At 71.6% G+C, this 25596-nt stretch carries 18 protein-coding genes; 15 read left to right on the top strand and 3 right to left on the bottom strand.

Features of this window, described 5'->3' with window-relative positions; genetic code table 11:
- Positions 1 to 112 precede the first annotated feature (112 nt).
- Both ACF088_RS33605 and ACF088_RS33600 read left to right on the top strand, forming a co-directional pair.
- Positions 113 to 1744: a helix-turn-helix domain-containing protein gene (locus tag ACF088_RS33605; RefSeq protein WP_392379666.1), complete on the top strand. Its 1632-nt coding sequence runs from the start codon at positions 113 to 115 to the stop codon at positions 1742 to 1744.
- A 339-nt stretch (positions 1745 to 2083) separates the two neighbouring features.
- The gene (locus tag ACF088_RS33600) at positions 2084 to 4561 is read left to right on the top strand and encodes a SpoIIE family protein phosphatase (protein ID WP_392379665.1); all 2478 of its coding nucleotides are present in this window, start codon (positions 2084 to 2086) and stop codon (positions 4559 to 4561) included.
- Between the two features lie 153 nt (positions 4562 to 4714).
- Here the strand turns inward: ACF088_RS33600 and ACF088_RS33595 are convergent, their stop codons facing one another.
- Positions 4715 to 6118 carry an NAD-binding protein gene (locus ACF088_RS33595; protein ID WP_392379664.1) on the bottom strand — a complete coding sequence of 468 codons (1404 nt, stop codon included), beginning with the start codon at positions 6116 to 6118 and terminating at the stop codon, positions 4715 to 4717.
- A gap of 748 nt (positions 6119 to 6866) precedes the next feature.
- Between ACF088_RS33595 and ACF088_RS33590 the strand changes: the two genes are divergently transcribed.
- On the top strand, positions 6867 to 8327 hold the full coding sequence (locus ACF088_RS33590) for an amino acid permease (protein ID WP_392379663.1): 1461 nt from the start codon (positions 6867 to 6869) through the stop codon (positions 8325 to 8327).
- Between the two features lie 150 nt (positions 8328 to 8477).
- Positions 8478 to 9470 (top strand): hypothetical protein, encoded by a 993-nt coding sequence (locus tag ACF088_RS33585; RefSeq protein ID WP_392379662.1) that lies wholly within the window; start codon positions 8478 to 8480, stop codon positions 9468 to 9470.
- A gap of 460 nt (positions 9471 to 9930) precedes the next feature.
- Here the strand turns inward: ACF088_RS33585 and ACF088_RS33580 are convergent, their stop codons facing one another.
- Complete coding sequence (locus ACF088_RS33580) at positions 9931 to 10368, bottom strand: hypothetical protein (RefSeq protein ID WP_392379661.1); 438 nt, start codon at positions 10366 to 10368, stop codon at positions 9931 to 9933.
- Positions 10369 to 10639: 271 nt separating this feature from the next.
- On the opposite strand from ACF088_RS33580, the gene ACF088_RS33575 reads away from it, so the two are divergent.
- The 11 genes from ACF088_RS33575 (at position 10640) to ppk2 (ending at position 24583) form a co-directional block, all read left to right on the top strand.
- A complete protein-coding gene (locus ACF088_RS33575) occupies positions 10640 to 11665 on the top strand; it encodes a zinc-dependent alcohol dehydrogenase family protein (protein WP_392379660.1) in 1026 nt (341 codons plus the stop codon).
- Between the two features lie 218 nt (positions 11666 to 11883).
- Positions 11884 to 13548, top strand: coding sequence for an FAD-dependent oxidoreductase (locus ACF088_RS33570; protein WP_392379659.1), 1665 nt, complete (start codon positions 11884 to 11886; stop codon positions 13546 to 13548).
- Positions 13549 to 13885: 337 nt separating this feature from the next.
- Positions 13886 to 16291 (top strand): SpoIIE family protein phosphatase, encoded by a 2406-nt coding sequence (locus tag ACF088_RS33565; RefSeq protein ID WP_392379715.1) that lies wholly within the window; start codon positions 13886 to 13888, stop codon positions 16289 to 16291.
- Position 16292: 1 nt separating this feature from the next.
- Entirely contained in the window at positions 16293 to 17393 is a 1101-nt protein-coding gene (locus ACF088_RS33560; RefSeq protein ID WP_392379658.1) for a sugar ABC transporter substrate-binding protein, read from the top strand.
- A gap of 11 nt (positions 17394 to 17404) precedes the next feature.
- Positions 17405 to 18214 (top strand): ATP-binding cassette domain-containing protein, encoded by an 810-nt coding sequence (locus ACF088_RS33555; RefSeq protein WP_392379657.1) that lies wholly within the window; start codon positions 17405 to 17407, stop codon positions 18212 to 18214.
- Positions 18211 to 19497, top strand: a complete 1287-nt coding sequence (locus ACF088_RS33550) for a sugar ABC transporter permease (RefSeq protein ID WP_392379656.1) — start codon at positions 18211 to 18213, stop codon at positions 19495 to 19497. Before ACF088_RS33555 ends, ACF088_RS33550 begins: the two co-directional genes overlap by 4 nt.
- Positions 19498 to 19582: 85 nt before the next feature.
- Positions 19583 to 20812 carry a permease gene (locus tag ACF088_RS33545; protein WP_392379655.1) on the top strand — a complete coding sequence of 410 codons (1230 nt, stop codon included), beginning with the start codon at positions 19583 to 19585 and terminating at the stop codon, positions 20810 to 20812.
- A gap of 128 nt (positions 20813 to 20940) precedes the next feature.
- The gene (locus tag ACF088_RS33540; RefSeq protein WP_392379654.1) at positions 20941 to 21819 is read left to right on the top strand and encodes a universal stress protein; all 879 of its coding nucleotides are present in this window, start codon (positions 20941 to 20943) and stop codon (positions 21817 to 21819) included.
- A gap of 200 nt (positions 21820 to 22019) precedes the next feature.
- Positions 22020 to 22319, top strand: coding sequence for a dsRBD fold-containing protein (locus ACF088_RS33535; protein WP_392379653.1), 300 nt, complete (start codon positions 22020 to 22022; stop codon positions 22317 to 22319).
- A 62-nt stretch (positions 22320 to 22381) separates the two neighbouring features.
- Entirely contained in the window at positions 22382 to 23728 is a 1347-nt protein-coding gene (locus tag ACF088_RS33530) for a nicotinate phosphoribosyltransferase (RefSeq protein ID WP_392379652.1), read from the top strand.
- Between the two features lie 33 nt (positions 23729 to 23761).
- Positions 23762 to 24583 (top strand): polyphosphate kinase 2, encoded by an 822-nt coding sequence (gene ppk2, locus ACF088_RS33525; protein ID WP_392379651.1) that lies wholly within the window; start codon positions 23762 to 23764, stop codon positions 24581 to 24583.
- Between the two features lie 20 nt (positions 24584 to 24603).
- On the opposite strand, the gene ACF088_RS33520 is transcribed toward ppk2, so the two are convergent.
- Positions 24604 to 25479: a universal stress protein gene (locus ACF088_RS33520; protein WP_392379650.1), complete on the bottom strand. Its 876-nt coding sequence runs from the start codon at positions 25477 to 25479 to the stop codon at positions 24604 to 24606.
- Positions 25480 to 25596 lie beyond the last annotated feature (117 nt).

Here is a 25596-nt window from a genome sequence, read left to right as displayed (position 1 = left end):
TGGCTCACCTCGGGGCCGGCCGAATGCTTGATGTGACGTGATCGGAAGTGCCTGCAAGATGGCCAGCAGCCCCATGAGCCCAGGCCACCCGGATCCAGCAGAGGCGCCGGCCATGGAACCAGCCGCGGCGGTATCGCCACCACCGACCGGCATCAGCCTGCGCCAACTGCTGATGTCGCTGGGCGAGCCCCTGGTGGAGCTGCAGGCCGCCCCCGCCGGGCTGGACGTCGAAATCCGCAGCGTCGCGCTGCTGGACCCCGAGGACCCGCCGATCATGCACCCCGGCGAGCTGGTGCTCGCCATAGGCGCCCGCGGACGCGCCGCGTTCCCCGCACTGCGGGCCGGCGGGCGCGACGGCGCCGCCGCCGTAGCGGTCAAGCTCGACACTCCCGGACAGGCCGCGGCCCTCAGCGCGACCGCCGTCGAGGCAGGTATCGCGCTGCTGTCCGTCCGCAGTGAGGCGCGCTGGGAGCAGGTGGACGCACTGGCCCGCGCGGCTTTGGAGAGTGTGCCGCAGGGACGCCCCGGCGAGGGGCCCGAGGAAGGCGACCTCTTCTCGCTCGCCCAGACCACCGCCGTCCTCACCGGCGGCATCGTGAGCATCGAGGACACCGCCAACCGCGTGCTCGCCTACTCCCGCTCCACCGACTCCGACGAGGTCGACGACCTGCGGCGGCTGTCCATCCTGGGCTGGCAGGGCCCGGAGGCGTATCTGGCGCGGCTGCGGAAGTGGGGGGTGTTCCAGCGGCTGCGCGCCTCCGACGAGGTGATCTGTATCGACAGCCATCCCGAGCTGGGGATCCGCCGGCGGCTCGCGGTGGCCATCCGCTCCGGGGAGCGGCAGCTGGGCACCATCTGGGTACAGGAGGGCTCGGCGCCGCTGACCGAGCACTCGGACCAGGCCCTGCTGGGTGCGGCCCGGGTCGCCGCGCTCCACCTCGTACGCCGCCGCCGGGAGCTCTCCGCGGATCTGGCCCTGACCCGGACACTCGCGGCCGGACTGCTGGAGGGCAGCACCGGGCCCCAGCCGCTGGCGAGCCACCTGGCGCTGGACGCGGCCCGCCCGGCCGCCGTCCTGGGCTTCTCGTACGGGACCGCCGGGGCCACCCCGCCGGAGCTGACCCGCTCCGAGGTCAGCAACCTGATCTCGGTGCACACGGCCGCCCGGCACCGCAGCGCCCTGGTCACCCAGGTCGATGCGCGGATATATGTGCTGCTGCCACAGCTGCCGCGCAGCATCGACACCGGCACGCTGCGCGGCTGGGGGCAGGCGATCACCGAGGCCGCGCGCCGGCATCTGGGCATGTCGTTGCGCGGTTCCATCGGCTGCATCGTGCCGGGGCTCGGGGAGATTCCCGAATCACGGCGGGAGGCGGACCGGATCCTCGATGCGATGGTGAGCGCAGGCGTCGCCACCACGGTCGCCGCGCTGCCGGACATCCAGGCCGAGGTACTGGTCAGTGAGGTGCTGACGCTGCTCTCGGCCCACCCGGAGATGCGCGACCCCCGGCTGACCGCCCTGGTCGCTCACGACACCCGGAGCCAGGGGCAGTTGGCCGAGTCGGTCCTCGCCTACCTGAACGCCTTCGGCGACGTTCGGGCCGCCGCCACCGAGCTGCATGTGCACCCCAACACGCTGCGCTACCGGATCCGCCGTGCCGAGGAGCTGACCGGCCTCGACCTCAGCCGTCCGGATCAGCGACTGCTGGCGATGCTCCAGCTGCGGCTGCCGTCCGTTCCCTGAGCGCGAGCCCGACGGCCGGGTACGACGCCTGAGCACAGCGGCCGAGCACCACATGCGAGCGCGATGCCCGCGCACGACGCCCAATCACGATGCCCGCGCACGACGCCCGCGCACGACGCCCGAGCCGCGGCCGGCCCGTCCACCCCGCCCGGACCCGCTGCGTCCGCTCGCTGCTCCCCGGGTCCCCTCCTCCCCTCCTCCTCGGCTCCTCGGCTCCCCGGCTCCCCGGCTCCCCGGCGACGTCAGCGCCCCACCCGTCACTCGGATCGCACGGACCGCCACGAGTGCACGATTCTCCTAAACTGGGCGATATTGCTCCATTGAGCTGACGGGCTGGCGATGATGACCTCGGAGAATGCCGCGCCGGGCGGGTCGGGCCGCGCATGGGACATGGCGAAGGCGGCCACCGCCGAACTGGACGGACAGGGGCGGGTCGTCGCGTGGACCCGGGCGGCGGAGCGGCTGCTCGGCTATCCCGCCGAGGAGATCCTGCACCGTCCCGCGGCGGAGCTGCTGGCGATACCCGGCGACGAGGCGCGGGTGGCCGCCGTGGCCCGGTGGTGCCGTTCGGGGGACGGCTGGGGCGGATCGGTGGCCGCCCGTCACCGGGACGGCCGGGATCTGCAGCTGGCGGTGCAGGTCACGCCCCTTCTCGACCGCACCGGCCACGAACGGTGGTCCGTCCTCGCCCTGGAGGAGTGGCGGATGCCGGGCGGCGGGGTGAACCAGCTGATGCTCGAACCGTTCCTCGCGCATGCGCCCGTCGGCATGGCGGTGCTGGACACCGGTCTGCGGTACGTCTGGGTGAACGAGGTACTGGAGCGCCTGATCCCGCTCGACCGGCGGCTGGGAAAACGGGTGGCGGAGGTGTTGCCGAAGCTGGAGGCCGAGGCGTTCGAGGAGCGGATGCGACGGGTCCTGAAGACCGGGGCACCGGTGATGGACTATGAATTCCGCAGCCCCACGTACGCGGACCCCAGCCAGGAGCGCGCCTACTCGGCGTCGTTCTTCGGGCTGGAGGATCCCCAGGGCCGGCGCATCGGCCTGTGGTACATGGTCATCGACGTCACCGAACGCTGGCGGGCGCAGGAACGCCTGGCGCTGCTGAACGACGCCAGTGTGCGGATCGGCAGCACGCTGGATGTCACCCGGACCGCACAGGAACTGGCCGATGTCGCCGTGCCGGCGCTCGCCGACTTCGTCGCCGTCGACCTGCTGGACTCGGTCCTGCGGGGCGCCGAGCCGGTTCCCGGGCCGGTCGACAGCACCCCCACCATGCGCCGCTCCGGTCAGCAGTCGGTGCACGAGGGCTGCCCGGAGGCCGGGCTGACCGTGGGGGAAGCCGTCCAGCGCTCCCCCTCGTCGCCCATCGCCCGCTGTCTGCTCAAGGGCGAGTCCCTCGTGGAGCCGGTACTGGACTTCGCCACCAGCTCCTGGGTCACCGAGGACCCGGTCCGGGCCGCCGTGATCCGCGCCTTCGGATTCCGCTCGGTGATGGTGGCGCCGGTCAAGGCCCGGGGCATCACCCTGGGCGCGGCGACGTTTTTCCGCTCCCGCCGTCTGGGTCCCTTCGTGGCGGACGACGTCCGGCTCGCCGAGGAGCTGGTGGCCCGGGCGGCGGTGTGTGTCGACAACGCGCGCCGCTTCACCCGCGAGCGCGCCGCGGCCCGGGTGATGCAGCAGAACCTGCTGCCGCACGAGCTGACCGGCGGATCCGCCCTGGAGGTGGCGTCGTGGTACTTCCCCGCGGACGCGCCGAGCGGAGTGGGCGGCGACTGGTTCGATGTGATTCCGCTGTCCGGGGCGCGGGTCGCCCTGGTCGTGGGCGATGTGGTCGGACACGGCATCAACGCCGCGGCCACGATGGGCCGGCTGCGTACCGCCGTACGCACCCTGGCCAACCTGGATCTGCCGCCCGATGAACTGCTGGCCCGGCTGGACGACCTGGTCATCGGCCTGGTGAAGACGCAAGGCGCCGACCCGGCGGCGGACGCCGGGAACCCGAGCGTGGCCTCGACGTTCATGGGGGCCACCTGCCTGTACGCCGTGTACGACCCGGTCAGCCGGCGGTGCAGCTTGGCCCGCGCCAGCCATCTGCCGCCGTTGATCGTCGGCCCTGACGGCGCCGTGGACTGCCCCGACCTGCCCGCCGGACCACCGCTCGGCCTCGGGACGCTGCCCTTCGAGTCCGTCGAACTGGAGCTGGCCGAGGGCAGTCTGATCGCGCTCTACACCAACGGACTGATCGAGACCTGCGACCGGGACATCGGCGTCGGGCTGTCCCGGCTGAGCAACGCCCTCGCGGTGCCCGGGCAGACGCTGAAGGACATCGGCGGACACGTGGTCAAGGCGCTGATGACCGGACCGCCGTCCGATGACGCCGCACTGCTGCTCGCCCGGACCCACGCCCTGGACGCGCACCAGGTCGCCTCCTGGGACCTGCCCACCGACCCGGCCGTGGTCGGCAGCGCCCGTGCTCTCGCCGGCCGGCAGCTGTCCGAGTGGGGCATGGACGATCTGCTGTTCACCACGGAGCTGATCGTCAGCGAACTGGTCACCAACGCCATCCGCCACGGCACCGGACCGATCACGCTGCGCCTGATCCGGCAGGACGCCCTGATCTGCGAGGTCTCCGACGCCAGCAGCACCTCGCCGCGTCTGCGCCATGCCCGGACCACCGACGAGGGCGGGCGCGGGCTGTTCATCGTCGCGCAGGTCACCCGGCGCTGGGGCACCCGCTACACACCGACCGGCAAGATCATCTGGACCGAGCAGAGCATGCCGTCCGAGGCCGGCTCCCCCGTCGAGGAGGACTGAGCCCGGATCGCCGGAGACCGGGCGGGGCGCCTCGGGGGTGGGGCCGCGCGGGGCGCCTCAGCGGCACGGCCGGACCCGGCGTCTCAGGAGCGCGTGAGCGGGCCGGGCGTCTCAGGAGCGTGAGCGGGCCGGGCGCGGCCGGGGTGCCGCGCTTCAGCCCGGCCCGGGCACGCTGCCGGCAGGGACTCGTTCGCCCTCGCCGGACACATGTCCGCAGTCGTCCCCGGCCGCGACGGGCCGGCCGACGAGACCGCGTCCCGGCAGGTCGACATAGTCGCAGTCGGCATCGGCCACGACGCGTCGGGGCGGGGCGCCGGTCGGCCAGGCCGTGAGATGGGCGGCCACAAAGGCCGCGCTGGTCCTGGTGATATCGCGGGTCAGCCCGAGGGGCAGCAGCGAGCGGGTCTCCGCGATCGCCTCGTCCTCACCGGCCCGCAGCACCACCCGGATGTCCGGTGCCACACCGTGGGCGGCGACCGCGACGGCGATGTTGTCCAGCTCGTGGGAGCCGACCGCGGCGAGCGCCCGTGCCCGCGCCAGTCCGAGCCGCGCCAGCACCGCACGGTCCTCGCCGTGCGCCAGCACCACGGGTATCCCCATCGACCGTGCGAGGCGCAGATTCGGGGCGGTGGGCTCGCGCTCGACACCGATGACGGGCACCCCCAGCTGACGCAGCGTCTGGCACAGCCGCAGCCCCACCTGCCCCAGCCCCACCACGATGACGTGACCGGCCCGGGGCAGCACCCGCGGCCCCAGGACCCCGACCAGCCGGGGGCCGAGCAGCCGGTCGACGATGCCCGCGGTCAGCAGCGCGGTGAACCCCACCGTCACCAGCATCGCCACGGCGGACACCACCTCGTACCCGGGATGGCCGGGGTGCGGCGCGGCAGGTCCCACCCCGGCGACGACCCGGGCGGCTTCCAGGAAGGCGGTGCTGACCGGCTGGTGGAACACGCCGACCAGCCACATCCAGTCCGCGGCCAGTACGGCGACGATCCCCAGCAGCCCGATGAGCAGCAGGCGGGCGTCCGCGTCATGAGGCTGCAACTGTCCCCTCAGCCGCCCGAGCAGCGCACGCCGCCGGGCGCCCGGGCTCGCCCGCCACGCCGTCTCCACCGGGTGTTCTCCGGGCCGCCGGACCGCCACCGCGCCGTGCCCGTCGTCCCATACCGCCAGGGCATCGGGGTCCACACACAGTCCGGCCAGCGTCGGCGCCAGGAGGTCGGCGGGCGAGACGGGCACACAGTGGCGCAGCAGCAACCGGAGCTGCTGCGCCACGGTGCGGTCGAAGACGGTGACGACGATCCGGACGGTCTCGCAGACGTGGCGTACCGCGAGCGCATAGCGCAGTGCGGACAGATCGTCGCCGACGAGGACGGCCACCCCGGCCGGCCGTGCGGCGAGCGCCCGGCGAAGGTCCTGATCGTCCGGTGCGGCGAGATGGTCGACCGGGTGTCCGCTCTCCCCCAGGGAGGCGCAGACCCGGCGCGCCAGCGTCGTCGACCCGATCACCACGGTCCCGGCGGCCTGGTTCGCCGGGCCGGTGGCCGGATTCACCCCGGGCTCCTCGGCCTCGGCCCTCGGACGCTCCGGTCCCGCCACCTGCTCCGGCGGCTCCCCCGCCGGAGCGTCACCGCGTGGTTCACCTGGTGTTACGTCCCCCGACCCGCTGCCGTCGCCGCCCACTGATGGTGTGGCGGGCGAAGCGTGCGGCGGGGCGGTACGGGTCTGTCGGGCGGAGGGAAGGGTGGCCATGGAGTCCCCTTGCTCGTCGGCCGTCGGAAGGGCCGAACTCACGCTAGGGCGCCCGCGGCCCGAGGCATCTGTCCCGCCGGCCAAGGGTTCACCGAGGGCGTTGTCCGCCCGCACCAGCGGTTGTCGCGGCGGCTGCCGCCAGGGGCAAGGAGAGCGGCCGGCGAAGGCCACTCACCATGCATGACCCCGGAGCACGAGCCCTTTTTCCGCCAATCTTCATTGGCCTGACGTACAGCTCTCGCAGAGGAATTTGTCCTCTCTCACAAATACGCCGCCGCGCACCGCCACATACGCTTACGCAAATCCCAATCCGGACGTGATGCCGCTCACCTCCCACAAGGAGGGCGGCCACAGCGCGGAGGCGCGATCAGCGCTCCCCCACCCGCGCAGGGCATCCGAAGGCCACGGCCCGCTCGTCGCGCCTTCGCACTACGTCAGGGCCATGATCGCCGCCTGCCGGCAGCCGGCCCTGTCGTGCGTCCGGCCCCACCGAGGCGATCCCCGCAGTCACCACGTGCACGACCCCTCCAACCCTCAATGGATGTCGAAGATGACTACATCTCCCCCCAACCCCGTGGCCGCTCCGCCCGCTCCCCCGGGGCACGGGCAGGCTCCGCAGCAGTCAGGTCTGCAGTCGGGCCTCAAGAACCGCCATCTGTCCATGATCGCCGTGGGTGGGGTCATCGGTGCCGGTCTCTTCGTGGGCTCCGCCTCCGGCATCGCGGCCGCCGGCCCCGGCATCCTGCTGTCGTACGCCCTGGTCGGCGCGCTGGTCGTGTTCGTGATGCGGATGCTCGGCGAGATGGCGGCCGCCAACCCGACCTCCGGCTCCTTCTCCGCCTACGCGGACCGGGCGCTCGGCCGCTGGGCCGGCTTCTCCATCGGCTGGCTTTACTGGTTCTTCTGGGTCGTGGTGCTCGCCGTGGAGGCGACCGCCGGCGCGGCCATCCTCACCAGCTGGGTCCCGGCCGTCCCGCAGTGGGCCTGGGCGCTGATCGTGATGGTCGTCCTCACCGCCACCAACCTCGCCTCGGTCGCCTCGTTCGGTGAGTTCGAGTTCTGGTTCGCCGGCATCAAGGTCGTCGCCATCGCGGCCTTCATCGTCGTCGGCGGCCTGGCGATATTCGGCGTACTGCCCGGCTCCGCCAACGCGGCGACCGGCTTCGACAACCTCACCTCCCACGGCGGATTCCTTCCGCACGGGCCCAGCGCGATCCTCACCGGCGTCCTGATGGTCGTCTTCTCCTTCATGGGCAGCGAGATCGTCACCCTCGCCGCCGGTGAATCCGAGGACCCGCAGCGCGCGGTCACCAAGGCCACCAAGAGCGTGATCTGGCGCGTCGGCATCTTCTACCTCGGCTCGATCCTCGTGGTCGTCTCCCTGCTGCCGTGGAACGACCCGTCGATCGCCAAGATGGGCTCCTACGTCGCGGCCCTCGACTCGATCGGCATCCCGCACGCCGGCCAGATCATGAACGTCATCGTGCTGACCGCCGTGCTCTCCTGCCTCAACTCCGGCCTCTACACCGCCTCCCGGATGGCCTTCTCGCTCGGCCAGCGCGGCGACGCCCCGAAGGCCTTCGCCCGGACGAACTCCCGCGGCGTCCCGCAGGCCGCGATCCTCGCCTCGGTCCTCTTCGGTTTCATCGCGGTCGGCTTCAACTACCTGTGGCCGACCACCGTCTTCCAGTTCCTGCTGAACTCCTCGGGCGCGGTCGCGCTCTTCGTCTGGCTGGTCATCTGCTTCTCGCAGCTGCGGATGCGCGGGATCATCCTCCGCGAGAACCCCGACAAGCTGGTCGTCCGGATGTGGCTGTTCCCGTACCTGACCTGGGCGACGATCGCGATGATCTCGTTCGTGCTGGTCTACATGCTCACCGACGACAGCGAGGGCGGCGGCCGGATCCAGGTGCTGCTGTCGGTGCTCCTCGCCGTGCTGGTGGTCGGGGTTTCCCTGGTCCGCGACCGGCTCGGCAGCCGTGCCGCCGAGAAGGCAGCCGTCACCTCCTAGCCGAAGGGTGGCCGGACGGCCACCGGACGCCGTGCCGTACGGTCGGCGGTGTGCCCCGCACCCGCCGCCCGTACGGCACAGCGGTGCCACTAGCCTGCTGGGACCTTTCTCTCCGCCTACGAGCCCACGACCGGAAGGCCGCCGAAAAACATGCCCGCGTTCAGACGCCGCAAAGGCAGCCTTCCCCGCCTCGTCCCCGAGCTCGACGATGTGACCCTGGGGAAGGTCCGGCGGCGCGTCGAGACCTGCTGGTCCCGCGGTTCGCTGGACACCGCCGTCATGGCGCTGATGGCGGATGCGATCAACGACGCCGGCGAGGACTGGGACCGCAAGGCCCACCGCCTGGGGGTGCTCGCCGGGTCGGCGGGGCGGTCGCTGCCCGGCATCTGGCGCCAGCACAGCCCGAACGACCATGGCGCACTGCTGCTCCACGCCTGGTCGGACCTGCTCCATGCCCGGCAGCAGGACTCCTCCGTCGACCTGCACGCCACCCGCGAGACCTGCCGGCTCGCCGCCGAACTCCTCCCCGCCGACCCCACCCCGTGGACGCTGCAGTTGGCCACTCTCCGCGTGGAGCGACGCCCCTCCACGGAGCTGGCGGCGATCTGGCGCGAGATCAAGGCCCGCGATCCCTGGAACCGCGAGGCGCATCTGCAGGCCCTGGGCTATCTCTCGCCGGACGAATGCGGCTCCAGCGCCCTGGTGCTGGACCTGCTCGACGGTGTCCGCTCCCTGATGCCGCCCGATGCCCCCGCCGCCGGTCTGGAACTCACCGCGCTCGTCCTCAGCCACCAGCGAGCGGTCGCCGAGGGCGGTATGTCGGCTCTGGGCGCGGGAGAGATCTGGCGGCGCCCCGATGCCGCCCGGGCGCTCGACCAGGCCGCGCATTACTGGCCGGGCCCGGGGTTCCTCCGGCACGCGACGGCCCTGGCCGACCTCAACCTGCTGGCCTACGCCCTGATCAAAGCCGGCCGGACGGCCGAGGCCGGGACCACGCTGCGCGCCACCGGAGGGGTGGCGACCATCTGGCCGTGGAGCATGGACGGCGACCCGCTGGAGCGGTACTCGCACTTCCACGGCCGCTACGCGAGCGGTGACCCCGACGGCGGTTCCGCGGGGCGCGCCCCGTCCTGGCGCCGGTGACGCTCGGGACCGCCGGCTTCCGGATCGCGCGCCGGGTGCGGCCCTTCCACCCCTGATCCGGTCACTCCTGACCGGTTACTCCTGATCCGGTCGCTCCTGATCCGGTCGCTCCTGACCCAGCGGACCGGCCCCGGCCGAAGAGCGTCGTCAGCCGGCGAACCATCCTGAGGAGCAGGCCCTTCCGGTCCGGGGACGGGGCCGCGGTGACGGCGGCCGGCGGCCGGGCCGGCGGGGGCGCCGGGGTACCCGGCTGCTGCGTCGCGGCATGATCGGCGGGGGTGGGCGCGGGTACCGGCTTGGTGCGTCGGGCCTCGGCGCGGACGAGCGCGCCAAGAGCGGCATAGACATCGAGGGGCATGCCAAATCTCCTGCGGTGGAAGTGCCGAGAACTGATGACGGCAGACCGCGATCGCCCCATGTCCCCGCGACGGGGTGGGGTGGGTGATGCGGCCGGGCCGGCTCAGCAGCGCAGGATGGCCGCGCGAGGTGGCGATGCGGGGGCAGCGGCCGTGACGGCGGCCCCGGAGGAGGCGTCCTTCGACGCGGTGAGGGTCTGCGCGACGGGAGAGTCCCCGAACGACTTGCCGCCGCCCCCGGTGGGGACCTGATGGCGCAGATGGCAGGCCGTCGCGTCGCACAAACGGCGGACGCCACTGCCCGGATGCTTTCCGCCGCCGGTGGACGCCGGCAGCGGCCCCGCCATGACGCAGGTCCGGACGGCCGGGCCCGGCACTGCGGGGGCGTCGGCGTGCGGAGGGCAGCCGTGGGCATCGGGGGCCGGTCCATGGGAGCAGCCGGTGGTGAGTGGGGCGTGCAGGAGCGCCAGCAGCGCGACGAATACCAGCACGCGCCAGCCGCCGGTTGCCGCGGAGCGGCCGGTGCCGACGGTGTCGCGCATGCGAACTCCCACCCTTCTTCGAGGAGGGGATCCCCTGGAAGAGGAAGGGACACTCGCGATACGCCGCAAGAGGCCACAAAACCACTCGATCCGGCTATGTCATCGCACATGCGGACCTCGCACACCCGCCCTTCGAGCGAGCGGCCCGTTCCGGTCGGTTCCGGACCCGCCCCGGTGACGCCGCACGGCGCGGACTCCGGGACATCGGCGGGCCGCGGGCCGCGGCGACGCACCGTTTGTCCGCCTCTCCGGTGGGCGCCATGCTGGGGACATGGCCCCCGTTGCAGGCCCGGACAGGGTGTCCGGCTGGGCCGTCCGGCGCCCCGGCCCGATGGCCTCCGGGCCGCTGTCCGCCGTCCGGCGTCCGGCCCCCGGGCCGGGCCCGGGGGACCTGCTGCTCAGCGTGGAGGCCTGCGGTGTGTGCCGTACGGATCTGCATCTGGCGGAGGGCGACCTGCCTCCGCACCGCCCGTCGACCATCCCTGGCCATGAGATCGTCGGCCGGGTGGTCGCCACCGGCGAGGCGGTGACGGCGTTCCACGCCGGTGACCGGGCCGGCGGTGCCTGGCTGCGCAGCACCTGCGGAGTCTGCCGGTACTGCCGCGCGGGCCACGAGAATCTCTGTTCGGCCTCCCGGTACACCGGCTGGGACGCGGATGGCGGTTTCGCCGATGCCGCTCTCGTCCCCGCGGACTTCGCCTATCCGCTCCCGGACGGGGAGGACGCCACACTGCTGGCACCACTGCTGTGCGCCGGGATCATCGGGTATCGCGCGCTGCGCCGCAGCGCACTGCCCTCCGGCGGCAGGCTCGGCATCTACGGTTTCGGCGCCTCGGCGCATCTGGCCGCGCAGGTCGCCCTGGCCGAAGGCGCGACCGTCCATGTGCTGACCCGGTCCGCGCGGGCCCGTGAACTCGCCCTCGATCTGGGCGCCTCCTCAGCCGGCGACGCCTACGACCGCCCTCCCGAACCCCTGGACTCGGCGATCCTCTTCGCGCCGGTCGGCGATCTGGTGCCGGTGGCGCTGGCGGCGCTCGACCGTTCGGGCACGCTCGCCGTGGCCGGCATCCATCTCACCGACATCCCTCCACTCAACTATCAGCGGCATCTCTTCAACGAGCGGAATCTGCGCAGCGTGACCGCCAACACCCGGCAGGACGGCCGCGAGTTCCTGGCGACCGCGGCGAGGATCGGCATCCGGGTCACCGTCAGCCCCTACCCGCTGAGCCGTGCCCCGCAGGCACTCACGGACCTGGCCGCCGACCGGGTGCAGGGTGCCGCCGTGCTGACGCCCTGACGCCCTGACGACGACTGACCGGCCGACCGGCGGCCCCCGGCCGTCCAAGCCGGCACGCGGTGAGCCGGGAGTAGGGAGCGGGGAGCGGGGAGCAAGGAGCAGGCGAGTCAACCCCGGTGCAGCGGCTGACGTCTTTCGGGTACTCGCAGCGTTAGCATTGGTCACGGATAGTAGTCAATTGAATGCATCGCGCCATCAGTTCGGTGAGGGGAGACCAGATGACCGTGCACCAGATCACGGCCGGAACCGCATACGGGACCGAAGTGGGCCAGGGGGATGCCCGCTACGAAGCACTTCGCAGAGGGTTCAACCAGCGTTTCATCGCGACACCTGACTATGTGTCGGTGGTCAGCTCGACGAGTGAGGTCGTCGGCGCGCTCAACAAGTATCTGGCCGGCCACCGTTCCGATGAGGATCTCGATCGGCGGATCACGGTCCGGTCGGGCGGTCACTGCTACGAGAACTTCGTCTGCGGCGACGACGTAGGGGTGATCCTCGACCTCGCTCAGATGGACCGGGCCTACCTGGACCAGGAGATGGGCGCGTACTGCGTGGAGTCCGGGGCGAACAACTGGCATGTCGCCACCCACCTCTACGCACCCTTCGGTGTGGCGCTGCCCGGCGGCTCCTGCTACTCGGTCGCCGCCGGCGGCCATGTGTCCGGCGGCGGGTACGGGCTGCTGTCCCGTCAACACGGTCTGACCGTGGACTATCTCTATGCGGTGGAGGTCGTCGTCGTCCGCGACGGGCAGCATGCGGAGGTGGTGATCGCACGCCGTGATGCGCCCGAGCAGGAGCTGCGGGACCTGTGGTGGGCCCATACCGGCGGGGGCGGCGGGAACTTCGGTGTGGTCACCAGGTATTGGTTCAAGGGGCTGCCCGAGCCCCCGTCCGAGGTCCTGCTGCATGCCGTGGCCTGGCCGTGGGAGGACCTCAAGGACCACCCGGACCGCTTCAAGTCGCTGGTGCGGAACTACGGGCTGTTCTTCGAGTACGAGAACACACCGCAGCTCCCGGTAGCCCTCCGCCGCGACTACAGCGACATGTTCACCCTGCTCAAGCTGAACCACCGCGCCAACGGCAAGATCGGTCTGATCACTCAGCTCGACGCCACCAGGCCGGACAGCGTGGAACGGCTGAACGCCTTTCTCGGGTGGCTCACCCAGGACCTGGGCATCGAACCCACCCCGCTGGACCGACGGATGGGCGAGCACGGGCCCATGGGAAATCTGGAGGTGCCGACCCGGTTGCCGTGGCTCACCGCCACCCAGACGCTCAACGGCTCCGGCGACAACCAGTGCGGCAAGTACAAGTCGGCGTACATGACGCGCGGCTTCACCGAACCGCAGCTCAACGCCCTCTTCACGCATCTGTCGCGCACGGGCTACGACAATCCCCAGGCGCTGCTCCAGGTCGATTCCTACGGCGGCGCGATGAACCTCCCCGACAGCGGTGACACCGCGGTGTACCAACGCAGTTCCGTGCTGAAGCTGCAGTATCAGACGTACTGGAGCTGGAAAAAGGACTCCAACGACGACGGGGTGGCCGACCATCACGACGCCGATGCCGATCCTTCGATCGCGGCACCGCATCTGCGCTGGATCCGCGAGTTCTACCGCGATGTCTACAAGGACACCGGCGGGGTGCCGGTGCTGTCGCCGGCCGGCACCCCGGCCGACGGGCAGCAGGCGCCGGTGACCGACGGGTGCTACATCAACTACCCCGACACCGACCTCGACGACCCCGACTGGAACCGCTCCGGCCAGCCGTCGCACCGTCTGTATTACGGCGACAATTACGAACGTCTGCAGGCGGTCAAGGCCCACTGGGACCCGCGCAATGTGTTCCGGCACGCCCAGTCCATCCAGCCGTTCATGCACTGATCCGCCCCCGACGGCTCTCGGGGGCGGTCCGTTCGTTCCGCTGCCGTGAAGGAAGGCGCTGGTCACCCAGCGTGGTCCCCTCGCCGACTAGCTGCCCCCTCCCTGCGTGCCGCACCATGGAGAGGAGGCCGTGAATGACGACATATCCGGTGAAGCGGTGGCGGGGTGGACGCTCCGGCCCCGGAGGGCGGATACGGCGACCGGGGCTTACGACGACGGCTTCCGGCATACGGAGGCGGTACAGGAAGTGACCGCACGGGTCCTCGGGGCTAGCGGGGCCGAGCTGACCGCCGTCTATGTGCCCGCCGAAGGGAGCGGCGAGCTTCAGCTGGCCGAGATGGTCGGCGGTACCGGTGCCCCCTACGGGCTGGCGGCGAGCTTCCCGCTGTCCGGCAACTCCCCGGTCGCCGCGTCCTTCCGCACCGGCCTTTCCCTGTGGCTGAGCCCTGCGGAGCTCGCGCAGTACGGCGTCACCGCTCCGCCGGGCGGCCCCGGTGCAGAACCCTGGGACGGCGCCGGAGCACTGCCGTCCGATGTTTCGCTGGGCGTACTGCCGCTGGGCGGGGATGCCAAACGGCTCGGGTGCCTGGTGGTCATGGACAAGGCCCCGGACGCCTTCGACGCCGACCGCCGCCATCTGCTGGAACTGCATGCCGACCAGGTGTCCGCGGGGCTGGAGGCCGTCGCGGCCCGGGTGATGGCCCGGACGGAGCGGCGGTCGCTGCTGGGACCGGGGCTGGACACCCTCCGGGGCGGCGCCTTCACGCTGACGCTGAGCACCGGGCGGATCGACGCGGACGGCCAGGTACTGGAGCTGTTCGGGATCGCTCCGGAGCACTTCGACCGGCGGGTGGAGACGCTGCTGGAGTGCACCGCGCCGGACGACGTTCCCGCGCTGATGTCGATGGTGGAGCCGGGCGGGCTGCCCTCCCCCGCCCAGCAGCTGTCGATCCGGATCCGCCGGCCCAACGGCGAGCTCCGCTGGCTGAGTCTGCGCTGCCGGGTGCTGGTCGACGCCGCCGGTGCCCCGGAGCGCATGCTGGGCGTGGTCGCCGACGCCTCCTATCTGCGACCCAGTGCGGACGAGGTCTCCATCGTGCAGCGGCTGTCCGCCGCGCTGGCCGGCGCCACCACCATCCGCGACGTCGGCCGGGTGGTGGTCGCCGCCCTGCGGATGCCGCTGGGGGCCGACCGGGTGGCGGTGGCCGAGCTGGAGGCCGACCGGTTCGTGGTGTCCGTGCTGGACCCGCCGGAGCCCCACGCCTGGCCCGCGGTGTGGCGGTCCGAGTGGCGGTCCGAGTGGCCCGATGCGTCGTGCCACTCGATGCCCTCGCTGGAGGGCGTGATACGGGGCGGCCATGTGGCCCTGTGGCCTCCGGGAGCCGCTCTCGAACCCGACCTGGCGGGAATCGGGCTCGGCGGTCTCGCCGTCCTGCCGCTGCCGGCCGGGGGCCGGATCGTCGGAGTGTGTCTGGTCGGATGGGACGAGGAGCACCCGTTCGGGCCGGAGGAACGGTCACTGCTGACCGCCACCGCGGGTCTGGTGGGCCAGGCCCTCGTCCGCGCTCATGCGCTGGACGCCGGGCATGAGCTCGCCACGATGCTCCAGCGCAGTCTGCTGCCCCGCAAGCTGCCGTCGCTGCCCGGCGGGGTGGCCGTCGCCCGCTATCTGCCCGCCACGATGGGCCTCGAAGTGGGCGGCGACTGGTACGACGTCATCCCGCTGTCCGACGGCCGTATCGCGCTCGTCATCGGCGATGTGGAGGGCCACAGCGCCGGCGCCGCCACGATCATGGGCCAGATGCGCACCGCCATCCGCGCCTACGCGGTCGAGGGGCACCCGCCCGATGTGGTGGTCTCCCATGCCAACCGGCTGCTCCTCGGCATGGAGACCGATCTCTTCGCGACCTGCTGCTATGTCGACCTCGACATGGAGGAGGGCATCGCCTGGTTCGTCCGGGCCGGACATCTGCCGCCGTTGCTGCGGTTCCCCGACGGCACCACCGAGGAACTGTCGGTCGAGGGCGGTCCCCCGCTGGGGGTGGCCGCCGAGGGTGAGTTCCCGCTGACCGAGGTGGGCCTGACCCCCGGCACCGTGCTCGTACTGCTCACGGACGGGCTGGCCGAATCGGCCACGCTCCACCTGGACGACGGCATCCGCCGGGTGCGAGAGCTGCTCGCCACGGCCGACCCGGCCGATGCCGGGCAGCTGGCCGACCAACTGCTCGGCGAGACGAAGCGGCGCGACGACGATGTGGCGGTGCTGGTACTGCGCTACGACGGGATGCGCGTCCGCCCGACCCGGGTCCACTGGACGGTGTGGCGGCTCCCCGACGCGGTCATGCATGCCCGTCGCTTCACCGCCCGCACGCTGCGCTCCTGGCAGGTGAGCGAGGAGTTGGACGTGGCCCTGCTGGTGGTGTCCGAGCTGGTCACCAACGCCATTGCCCATACGCAGGGGGAGGTGCGGCTGGATCTGACCCTGGCCGCGGACCGGCTGCGGATCGCGGTGAACGACGCCTCGCCTCGCGCACCCGTCAAGCCGACGACCGTGGACTGGGAGTCGACCGGCGGCCGCGGGCTGCTGCTGGTCGAGGCGATGTCGGCGTCCTGGGGTTCGGTGCCGCTGAGCGGCGGCAAGCAGGTGTGGAGCGAGATCACCCTGCAGCCGGACGAGCAGCTCGGCACCGAGGGGGCACCGGCCGGCACGGCTGGCCGGCGGGAGGGGGAGGAGGTGCCCTGAGGTGCGTGCTCGTCTGCGGGGAGCTGCCGCCGTCCTGGCCGGGCTGTGCCTGCTGGCCGGACCGGCCGCCTGCGGCAAGGCCGGCGGGGTGCACGAACCGAGCGGGCCCGCCTCCGGCGGCGCCCTGAAGATCGGTGTGCTGCTCCCGGACAACACCTCGCGGCTCTACCACTTCGACAAGCCGCTGATCGAGAAGAAGATCCATCAGCTCTGCCCCGAATGCACGGTGGAGGTCGTCAGCGCGGAGCACGACGTGGCCACCCAGCAGCAGCAGATGGACGCAATGATCACCAAGCGGGTCCGGGTGCTGATCCTGGACGCCGTCGATTCCAAGTCGCTGCGCTCGCCGGTCGAGAGCGCGCGGGCGGCGGGAATCCCGGTCGTCGCCTACGACCGCCTCGTGGAGGGACCGGTCTCGGCGTATGTCTCCTTCAACGGCAGGAGAGTCGGCGAGCTGCAGGGCGAGGCACTTCTCGCGGCGCTCGGCAACAAGGCGCGCGGTGCCCAGATCGTCATGATGAACGGCGATTCGACGGACCCCAACTCCGCCTGGTTCAAGCAGGGCGCGCTCGACGTACTCCGGGGCAAGGTGAAGATCGGCAAGAGCTACGAGACCGCGGGGTGGCGACCGGAGAACGCCAACAGCAATATGTCCGCCGCCATCTCGGCCCTCGGCGCCGGGCACATCGACGGCGTCTACTCCGCCAATGACGGGCTGGCGGCCGGGATCATCTCCGCCCTGGAGGCCGCGAAGATCTCTCCGTTGCCACCCGTCACCGGCCAGGACGCCGAACTCGCCGCCATCCAGCGGATCGTCACCGGCGATCAGTACATGACCGTCTACAAGCCCTTCGCACCCGAGGCCGGCACCGCCGCCGCCATGGCCGTCGCGCTGGGCCGCGGCAAGAAGCTCGACGACATCACGACGCACTCGGTCAACAGCCCCACCACCCATGGCATCCCGGCGGTGCTGCTCACCCCGGTCTCGGTGACCGTGCACCGCATCGAGGACACCGTGGTCAAGGACGGCATGTACACGATCGAGCAGATCTGCACCCCCAAGTTCGAGTCCGCCTGCCAGAAGGCAGGACTCACCAGGTAAGGCAGGTACCCATGGAGCCCGGACCGGCCCTCCGGCGACCGACACCGGCGCCGCCCCTGTTGGCGCTGCGCGGAATCTCCAAACGGTACGGCGCCGTCCAGGCACTGGCGGATGTCGAACTGGAGGTACGCGCCGGTCAGGTCGTCGCGCTCGTGGGCGACAACGGCGCCGGCAAGTCCACCCTGATCAAGGTGGTCGCCGGCGTCGACCCCGCCGATGAGGGCGTGATCGAGTGGGACGGTCGGCCCGCCCAGATCACCCGCCCCCACGAGGCCCAGGACCTGGGAATCGCCACCGTCTACCAGGACCTCGCGCTGTGCGACAACCTCGACGTGGTCGGCAATCTCTTCCTCGGCCGCGAGATCCACCGGGCCGGGGTGCTCGACGAAGTGGAGATGGAGCGCCTCACCCTGGGCCTGCTCGACATGCTGGCCATCCGGATGCCCGACGTACGACTCCCGGTCGCCTCGCTCTCCGGCGGCCAGCGCCAGACCGTCGCGATCTCCCGCTCGCTGCTCGGCGAGCCCCGGCTCGTGCTCCTCGACGAACCCACCGCGGCCCTGGGCATCGAACAGACCGCCCAGGTCCTCGACCTCGTCGACCAGCTCCGCGAACGCGGGCTCGGGGTGCTCCTGATCAGCCACAACATGGGGGACATCAAGGCGGTCGCGGACTGGGTCGCCGTACTGCGGCTCGGCCGGAACAACGGCTTCTTCGATGTGACGACCACGTCCCACGAACAGATCATCTCCTCGATCACCGGGGCCACGGACAACGCCGTGACACGCCGCAGGACACCGGGCTGGGAGGTGCAGCCGTGAGCAGGACCTGGGCACTGCGGAAGCAGAGACCGTCCGGCGGGCAGGGCACCGCCGGCGGGGCGGTGACCACTGCCGACCGGCGCCGTCTCGTGCCCGATTTCGGGGCGCAGAACCCCCTCGACATGCTCCGGCGGAGGTTCCACAGCGGCGAGCTCGGCTCGGTCCCGGTGGCTCTCGGCCTGATCGTGGTGTGGATCATCTTCGAGAGCCTCAACGAGAACTTCCTCTCGCCGCGCAATCTCTCCAATCTGACCGTGGACATCGTCGGCACCGGCATGATCGCGGTCGGTGTGGTCTTCGTTCTGCTGCTCGGCGAGATCGACCTCTCGGTGGGGTCGGTGAGCGGCCTCGCGGCGGCCGCCTTCGCGGTGCTGACCGTGAACCACGGCGTGCCGGAGGGGCTCGCGTTGCTGGTCGCGGTGCTCGGCGGCACGGTGATCGGAGCCGTTCAGGGGTTCTTCTTCGCCAAGGTCGGGGTACCGGCGTTCGTGGTCACCCTTGCGGGCCTGCTGGGCTGGAACGGCCTGATGCTCTACATCCTGGGCTCCAACGGCACGATCAACATCGACGACAAGGGCCTGCTCGCGATGCTGACCAGCTATTACTTCAACAATGTGGCCGCCGCGTACGGCCTGGCGGTGCTCGGCACCGCCGGCTACTTCCTTGTTTCGTACCGTGACGTGCGGCGGCGCAGGGCCGCCGGGGTGCCCGCCCGGCCGCTGAGCGAGATCCTCCTGCGCACCGGAGTGCTGGCGGTGATCTCCCTGGCCGCGGCCCTGGTCCTCAATCAGTTCCTGGGGCTTCCGCTGGCCCTGCTGATCTTCCTCGTCGTGCTGGTCGGCCTCGACTGCGTGCTGCGCCGCACACGCTACGGACGCATGATCTTCGCCCTCGGCGGCAGCGTCGAGGCCGCCCGCCGCACCGGTCTCAATGTGGACCTGGTCCGTATCTCCGTCTTCATGGTGTCCGGCACGATGGCCGCGATCGGCGGTCTGTTCCTGGCCTCGCGCGTCACCTCGGCCAGTCAGACGTCAGGGGCGGGCCTGCTGCTGATGGACGCCATCGCCGCCGCGGTCATCGGCGGCACCAGCCTGTTCGGTGGACGGGGCCGGACCTGGTCCGCCCTGCTCGGTGTCCTGGTCATCCAGTCGATCGCCTCCGGGGTGGCCCTCATGGGCATCCGGACGGCCGTGCAGTTCATGATCACGGGCGGTGTGCTGCTGATCGCCGTCGTCATCGACTCGCTGTCGAGGCGGGCGCAGAAGGCGCACGGGCGGGTCTGACGCGCCCGCGGGCCGGTCTGCGGGCCCGACCCGCCGCCGGGCGAGCGGCGTTTGCGCCGCGGTGCGCCAAGGAACACCTCAGCCGATGCACCCGATCCTGCACGCACTGTCCATCGCCGGATCCATGACCTGGGAGATCACCTGGGCGCTGATCCTGGGCTTTGCGCTGTCCGCGGTCGTCCAGGCCGTGGTGCGCAAATCCACCGTGGTCGGCCTGCTCGGCGACGACCGTCCCCGCACCCTGACGCTGGCCGCCGCGCTGGGTGCGGCGTCCTCCTCCTGCTCGTACGCCGCGGTCGCGCTGGCCCGGTCGCTGTTCCGCAAGGGCGCGCACTTCACGGCCGCCATGGCGTTCGAGATCGCCTCCACGAACCTGGTGGTCGAACTCGGCGTCATCCTGGCCCTGTTGATGGGGTGGCAGTTCACGGTCGCCGAGTTCGTCGGCGGACCGGTCATGATCGTCGTGCTGGCCGTGCTGTTCCGCCTCTTTCTGCACGACAAGCTGCTGCGGCGCGCTCGTGAGCAGGCCGAACGGGGGCTGGCCGGCTCCATGGAGGGACATGCTGCCATGGACATGTCCGTACACCGCGAGGGGTCCTTCGCGCGTCGACTGTTCTCCGCCGAGGGCTACACCTCGACCTCGCACGTCTTCGTCATGGAATGGGCCGCGATCATCAAGGATCTGGTCATCGGCCTGCTGATCGCCGGGGCCATCGCCGCCTGGGTCCCCGACAGCTTCTGGCGCGCCTTCTTCTTCGACGGACACCCGCTGGCCGCGAAGGTGTGGGGGCCGCTGATCGGACCGCTGGTGGCGCTCGCCTCGTTCGTCTGCTCCATCGGCAACGTGCCGCTGGCGGTGGTGCTGTGGAAGGGCGGGATCAGCTTCGGCGGGGTGGTCGCCTTCATCTTCGCCGACCTGCTGATCCTGCCGATCCTGCACATCTACCGGAAGTACTACGGGACCAGGATGGCGCTGTTCCTGCTGGTCACGTTCTACGCGTCGGTCGTCGTCGCGGGCTATGTGGTCGAAGGCGTCTTCGGCGGACTGGGGCTGATCCCCCGCCAGGCCGATGCGACGATCCCGATGTCCGGGGTCTCCTGGAACTACACCACCTGGCTCAACCTCGCCTTCCTCCTCCTCGCCGCCGCGCTGGTCCACCGTTTCCTGCGCACCGGGGGCCGGGCCATGCTGCGCGTGATGGGTGGCACACCGTCTGACGGTCCCCGGGCCGACCCCGCGCACGGCAGCGCCGGGCACGACGGCGCGGGGCACGACGGCACCGGGCAGGGCAGCACCGGGCAGGGCCCGCGCTGACCGGTGACGATGACGGGTCCGAGCGGGGGCCGAACGGGGCCGAGTGGCCCGTGCCGGAGCGGGCGAGGTCGAGCACCCTGGAGGTGTGGGCGCGAATGTGCCGAGCGCGCCAGGAACGGAGCGAGGCCATGAACGATGTCATCACCGCCGGTGTGGACGGTACGCCCGAGTCCCTGTCCGCGATCCTGTGGGCGGCACACGAAGCACGGCTGCGCCATGCGCGCCTGCGGCTGCTGCATGCCTGGGTGCTGCTCGCGCCCGAGCCGGTGCCCCATCCCCTGGAGGAACTGGAGGAAGGGGACCAGAACTACTGGCCGCACCGGATGATGGAGGAAGCCGTCACCGCGGTGCGCACCCGGTTCCCGGACCTTCCGGTGGACCCGGTCCTGGTGCCCGAAGACCCCCTGGACGCCCTGCAGAAAGCCGCGGGAGAGTCGGATCTGCTGGTCCTCGGCTCACGGGACCTGGGCCCGGTGTCCCGCTTCGCCCTCGGCGAGCTCGGTCTGAAGCTGGTGGCGCACACCGACTGCCCCACGGTGCTGGTACGTGCCCGGCCGGGCATCGCGGCGGCCGGACAGGACGGAGAGGTGGTGGTGGGGCTGAGCCTGCACGGGCCGTGCGAGGCACTGCTCGCCTTCGCCTTCGACAGCGCCGCCCGCCGGGGGGCCGCCCTGCGTGCCGTGCACGGCCGGCACCTGCCCTCGTATGCGTACAACCGGGGCGGCGGCGTGGAACCGGTCGCCGCCGAGGAGGCGGCGCACGACGCGCGGCAGGAGCTGGCCGCGGCGCTGCATCCGTGGCGGGAGAAGTACCCGGACCTGCAGGTGAACGAGCGGGTGGTGATGGAGAGCCCGGCGCCGGCCCTGTTGCACAGCGCCGCTGACACCCGGCTGCTCATCGTCGGCCGGCGGCACCGGCGCCGGTTGCCGACACCGCGTATCGGCCATGTCGTCCAGGCGGCCGTCCACCACGCTCCGTGTCCGGTGGCAGTGGTGCCGCACGGGTGACCACGCGACGGCGGGCGTCGCGTCCACGGTCTGAGACGGCCGGCGGCCGGCGCCGTGACGCCCCGTGGCAGAAGGCGGATGATGGCGGTGGGAGGCCATACCGGCGGGACCGACTGCCGAGGCATGACGGCTCCGCCAGCGGCCCGAGGTGGCAGCCCCGGTAGCAGGTGGCAGCCCCCGGTAGAAGGCAGAGGTAAGCCATGGCAACGACAGTCGAGTGGCCCGTCCGTCTCCACCTCTTCGAGGAGGACGGAACGACCAAGGCACGTGTGGTGCTCCGGACCGGAACCACCACCCTCACCGGGCACGGCACGGCCCACTGCAGCCCCGAGGACAGGGACGTACCCGAGATCGGGGACGAGATCGCGGCCGGGCGTGCGATGAAGGACCTCGCGGGGCAACTGCAGCGGGTGGCGGATCTTGATCTCGAAGGGGTCGGTGCCGCGCCGCCCCGGCACGACCACCGCGCCGCGTACGGCTGGACGAGCGCGATGGCGTGAGTCCGGTGCGGGCGCCGTCCCCGGCCGGCCGGTGCCACGGCGCTCCCTGGAAGGAGCCGGCCATGTCGGATGCGACGCTCACCGACCTGTACGAAGTGACCATGGCCCTCTCATACCTCCACGAGGGCATGACGGAGCCTGCGACCTTCAGCTGCTTCGTACGGGCCCTGCCGCCGGACCGGGGGTTCCTGATCGCCGCCGGGGCCGAGACGGTCCTCGACTTTCTCTCGGACTTCGCTGTCGGACGCGACGACGTAGAGGTGTTCGCCGAGGTGCTGCATCGGCCGGCGAGGGAGCTCGCTCCGCTGTTGGGGATGCGCTTCACCGGCGAGGTCCGGGCCGTGCCGGAGGGCCGGGTCGTCCTGGCGGGTGAACCGTTGCTGGAGATCACCGCTCCGCTGCCGCAGGCGCAGTTCGTGGAGTCGTATGTGCTCAATCACCTCACCCATCAGACGACCATCGCGTCCAAGTGCGTCAGATGCGTGCTCGCCGCACGGGGACGCTCCGTCGTGGATTTCTCGCTGCGGCGCACCCAGGGAACCGCCGCCGCCTGCCAGGTCGCCCGGCTGGGTGCCATGACCGGATTCACCGGCACCAGCAATGTGGCGGCCGCCCACGCCGAGGATCTGACGGCGGTGGGCACGATGGCGCACTCGTACATCGAGGCGTTCGGGGACGAGGAGGCGGCGTTCACCGCGTTTGCGCTCCGCCATCCCGGACCGGTGACTTTTCTGGTGGACACCTACGCCACCGAATCCGGCGTCGCGGCAGCGGCCAGGGTGCTCAACGCGCTGGGGAACGGAGACGGGTCGGCCGTCCGGCTGGACAGCGGTGACCTGGCAGAACTGGCCTTCCGTGCCCGCGCGATCCTGGACAACGCGGGACTTCCCCAGGTCCGCATCGTCGCCAGCGGCGGGCTGGACGAATTCGCCGTGCACGATCTGGCACGGGCCGGAGCGCCGATCGACGTCTACGCCGTGGGCACCCGGGTCGGGGTGAGCGCCGACGCCCCCACGCTGGATTCGGCGTACAAGCTCGTCGCCTACGACGGCCGCCCCATGATGAAGCTGTCGGCGGCGAAGGCGACGGCACCGGGCCGCAAACAGGTCTTCCGTCGGCCCGGGTGCCACGATGTGATCGGTCTGGCCGAGGAGCCGGTCCCCCCGGGCAGTACGCCGCTGCTGGAGACGCTGATGCGCGGGGGCGTGCGCAGCGCACCGCGCGGCCGTCCGGAGGACGCCCGGCGGCGGGTCGCGGCGGATACCGCCGAGCTGCCCGCGACCGCCCGGTACATCCGGTCGCCGCAGGCCGTTCGGGCGAAGGTCTCGAAGCGGCTCTCCGCCCTGACCGAGCAGGTCCGGCGGCGGATCGAGCGCGAGGCCCTGGCCCCGTTCGGCTCGCACGCCTGAGCCGCCGGGGGCTTTTCTCCGTACCGTCGTCGTATGGCGGACAAGCAGGGCGGCAGCGGCGCCGGGAAGTTGTCGCGGTCGCTGTACGAGCCGGAGCTGTACCGGCTGCAGACGGAGCTGGTGAAGCTCCAGGAGTGGGTGCGCACCGAGGGTGCCCGGCTCGTCGTGGTCTTCGAGGGGCGGGACGCGGCCGGCAAGGGAAGCACCATCAAGCGGGTCACCCAGTACCTCAACCCCCGGGTGGCCCGGATCGTGGCGCTGCCCCGGCCCACCGAGCGGGAGCGCACCCAGTGGTACTTCCAACGCTATGCGGAGCACCTGCCCGCGGCGGGCGAGATGGTGCTGTTCGACCGTAGTTGGTACAACCGGGCCGGTGTCGAACGGGTCATGGGCTTTTGCACACCGGCCGAATACCAGCGGTTTCTGCGGCAGTGCCCGGTCTTCGAGCGGATGCTGGTGGAGGACGGGGTCCTGCTGCGCAAATACTGGTTCTCGGTGAGCGACGAGATGCAGGAGCAGCGGTTCCGCCGCCGGCTGCAGGACCCCACCCGGCGCTGGAAGCTCTCCCCCATGGATCTGGAGTCGCTGACCCGCTGGGAGGAGTACTCACGGGCCAAGGACGAGATGTTCGTCCACACGGACATCGCGGAGTCGCCGTGGTACGTCGTCGAGAGCGACGACAAACGCCGGGCCCGGCTGAACATGATCGCCCACCTGCTGTCGACGGTGCCCTACCGCGCCGTCACCCCGCCCGAGCTGACCCTGCCGCCGCGGCCGTCGGCCACCGGCTACCAGCGGCCGCCCCGGGATCTGCAGACCTACGTCCCCGATCATGCGGCCGGGCTGCAGAAGTAGCAGCGAGCCGCGGTACCGGCTCAGGCAGGCTGTGGCACGACCGCCACGGGGCAGGCGGCGTGGGAGAGAGCAGTGTGCGCCACCCGGCCGGGCTGCAGCCCGAAGTGTCCCTGGCGGCGCTGCGCTCCGACCACCAGCAGATCGGCTGCGGCGGCGCGGTGCACCAGGATCTTGTGCGCCGGTCCCTCGACCACGGCGCGCTCCACCCGCACCGCCGGATGCGCGCGGGACGCCTCGGCCAGGGCATCGTCCAGCAGCGACGAGGCCTGCTGCTCGTGGTAGCCGTGGGCATCTGCGGGGAGCGGCGGGGCGTCGGCCGTCGCGTGTGCGGGGCGGCGCCAGGCGCAGACCGCCTCCAGCGTGCAACCACGGGCCTCGGCCTCGCGGAAGGCGAAGCGGACGGCCGCCATTTCACCGGCCGGGTCGGCGACGCCGAGGAGGATGCGCCCGTGCGTGCCCGCGAGTCCGGCCGGGTCACCGCGTACCACGATCACCGGGCACCGGGCGCGGGCGGCAACCGTCAGGCTGACCGACCCGAGCAGCAGGCCGGTGATCTCCCCGCGTCCCCGCGATCCCAGGACCAGCGCCGATGCATGGAGGCCCTCGTTCAGCAGGACGGTGATCGCGTCATCGGCCAGCACCTCCGCCGAGACGCTGACGTCCGCGTGACGGTGGCGGGCGTGTGCGGCGGCGGACGCCACGACGTTCTCCGCGAGCACCTGCTCGACGGGGCGTTCCGGGCCCGGCGCCGACGAGGTGCCCTCGTAGCGCTCCCACCGGGAGGCATGGACGATCCGCAGCGGGAGGGTGTGGCGTGCCGCCTCGTCCACCGCCCAGTCCAGCGACCGGAACGCGGCATCCGATCCATCGGTTCCGACGGTCAGCGGATGCTCCATCGCCCCCACTTCCTTTCGCTCACCTCGGCGAAGGGGCCTACTGCCACCGTCGCACCGTGATCCGGTGCGCGCAGGGGACGCAGGCGAGGCAGGGGGGCAGGGGGGCAGGGGGGGCAG

This window comes from Streptomyces sp. NPDC015125 (assembly GCF_043080045.1).
In the GTDB taxonomy this organism is placed as follows: Bacteria; Actinomycetota; Actinomycetes; order Streptomycetales; family Streptomycetaceae; genus Streptomyces.
Note: the sequence above shows the minus strand (reverse complement) of the source record. Positions and strands in the feature narration are given on the sequence as shown.

Bases quoted from the DNA above. Each gene is read 5' to 3' on its own strand.
- ACF088_RS33605 (WP_392379666.1), top strand. From the start codon at position 113: ATGGAACCAGCCGCGGCGGTATCGCCACCACCGACCGGCATCAGCCTG.
- ACF088_RS33600 (WP_392379665.1), top strand. From the start codon at position 2,084: ATGATGACCTCGGAGAATGCCGCGCCGGGCGGGTCGGGCCGCGCATGG.
- ACF088_RS33590 (WP_392379663.1), top strand. From the start codon at position 6,867: ATGACTACATCTCCCCCCAACCCCGTGGCCGCTCCGCCCGCTCCCCCG.
- ACF088_RS33585 (WP_392379662.1), top strand. From the start codon at position 8,478: ATGCCCGCGTTCAGACGCCGCAAAGGCAGCCTTCCCCGCCTCGTCCCC.
- ACF088_RS33580 (WP_392379661.1), bottom strand. From the start codon at position 10,368: ATGCGCGACACCGTCGGCACCGGCCGCTCCGCGGCAACCGGCGGCTGG.
- ACF088_RS33575 (WP_392379660.1), top strand. From the start codon at position 10,640: ATGGCCCCCGTTGCAGGCCCGGACAGGGTGTCCGGCTGGGCCGTCCGG.
- ACF088_RS33570 (WP_392379659.1), top strand. From the start codon at position 11,884: ATGACCGTGCACCAGATCACGGCCGGAACCGCATACGGGACCGAAGTG.
- ACF088_RS33565 (WP_392379715.1), top strand. From the start codon at position 13,886: ATGGTCGGCGGTACCGGTGCCCCCTACGGGCTGGCGGCGAGCTTCCCG.
- ACF088_RS33555 (WP_392379657.1), top strand. From the start codon at position 17,405: ATGGAGCCCGGACCGGCCCTCCGGCGACCGACACCGGCGCCGCCCCTG.
- ACF088_RS33545 (WP_392379655.1), top strand. From the start codon at position 19,583: ATGCACCCGATCCTGCACGCACTGTCCATCGCCGGATCCATGACCTGG.
- ACF088_RS33540 (WP_392379654.1), top strand. From the start codon at position 20,941: ATGAACGATGTCATCACCGCCGGTGTGGACGGTACGCCCGAGTCCCTG.
- ACF088_RS33535 (WP_392379653.1), top strand. From the start codon at position 22,020: ATGGCAACGACAGTCGAGTGGCCCGTCCGTCTCCACCTCTTCGAGGAG.
- ACF088_RS33530 (WP_392379652.1), top strand. From the start codon at position 22,382: ATGTCGGATGCGACGCTCACCGACCTGTACGAAGTGACCATGGCCCTC.
- ppk2 (WP_392379651.1), top strand. From the start codon at position 23,762: ATGGCGGACAAGCAGGGCGGCAGCGGCGCCGGGAAGTTGTCGCGGTCG.
- ACF088_RS33520 (WP_392379650.1), bottom strand. From the start codon at position 25,479: ATGGAGCATCCGCTGACCGTCGGAACCGATGGATCGGATGCCGCGTTC.